We start from the raw sequence: 1,170 nt of genomic DNA on the forward strand, positions 1-1,170 counted from the left end.
AGCGTGCAAAGTTGGACGGCGACCAGAAGTGGGAACCCACAGATACCTGCGGATGTGATCGGGGGACTCCTGACGCAGCCGTCGGGCCGAGACGCCCTCGAGACTGTTCACCAGTGTGGACAGGGCAACCTTGGGAGGGTAGTGCACGAGTAGGTGGACGTGGTCGGTCTCGTCGTTGAACTCGACCAGTTCGGTCTCGAAGTCCGCGCACACCTCCCGCATGACTTCTTCACATCGGACCAGAATCTCGTCGGTGAACGGTCCACGCCGGTATTTGGGGGTGAAGACCCCGTGTGCGCGGAAGGTTGAAAGACGACCGAACGGCCTCTGCGTGCGTGCGGTTTTGGTTCCCGGTGCGGTGTCGGAGGTCACTGTTAGGTTCCGGGGCATGAAACAGGTGGTGCGGGTGAACGTGGTGCCCGACGGGCGGCAACTCGACACCTTGATACGTACCCTGACCGTCTGTAATGACACCGCCACGCTGGTCGCCCGCGTCGCACACGAGAAACGGGTCTTCCGTAAACGAGACCTGCGGGCGATCACCTACGCCACCGCCCGTGAGCACGGTGGTTTGGGCGCCCAGGTCGCGCAGTCGGTGATCCGAAAGGTCGCCGACTCGTACACCAGTTTGCGGGCCAACCTCCGCGGCGGCAGGTACGGGCCGAAAGGATCTCGGCGCCGACAGCGTGTGGAGGCCACCCCGATCCGATTCCGCGCCGACGCGGCGCAACAGTTCGACGACCGGTGCCTGTCCTGGCAGTTCGACCCGGACAGCGTGGGCGGCGGCACCGTGTCGATCTGGACGCTCGACGGCCGGATGAAGAACCTGCGTTTCGTCGGGCACCCCGACCAGGTCGCGATGCTCCGGAAATACCGCAAGGGGGAAACCGATCTGGTGGTACAGCGTGATCGGAAGGGAAAACCTACCGCCTACCTGATCGCCACCTGCGATCTGCCCGATCCCCCGGTTGCCGGCGGGGAGCACCTGAGCGCCCCCGACGGGTGGATTGGGGTGGACCTGGGCATCGTGAACATCGCCGTGACCTCGGACCGATCGCTCGGCGACGACCTCATCGGCACCTACGGGGACGGTGCACCGGACGGTCCGGGCGGTCGCGGCAGCACCAAGGATCGTCGTACCCGCAACCGGGAACTACGGCAGGCGTTGCA

At 65.2% G+C, this 1,170-nt stretch carries 1 protein-coding gene and 1 pseudogene; one reads left to right on the plus strand and one right to left on the minus strand.

The features are described 5' to 3' along the window. Positions 1–332 (minus strand): annotated as a pseudogene (gene tnpA, locus RM2_RS23185) (IS200/IS605 family transposase); the annotation flags it as partial. A gap of 56 nt (positions 333–388) precedes the next feature. On the opposite strand from tnpA, the gene RM2_RS23190 reads away from it, so the two are divergent. After that, the coding region (locus tag RM2_RS23190; protein ID WP_507762072.1) for a nuclease/transposase family protein at positions 389–1,170 on the plus strand (782 nt) is incomplete at its 3' end.

Source organism: Rhodococcus marinonascens NBRC 14363 (assembly GCF_001894885.1).
Lineage (GTDB): Bacteria > Actinomycetota > Actinomycetes > Mycobacteriales > Mycobacteriaceae > Rhodococcus_F > Rhodococcus_F marinonascens.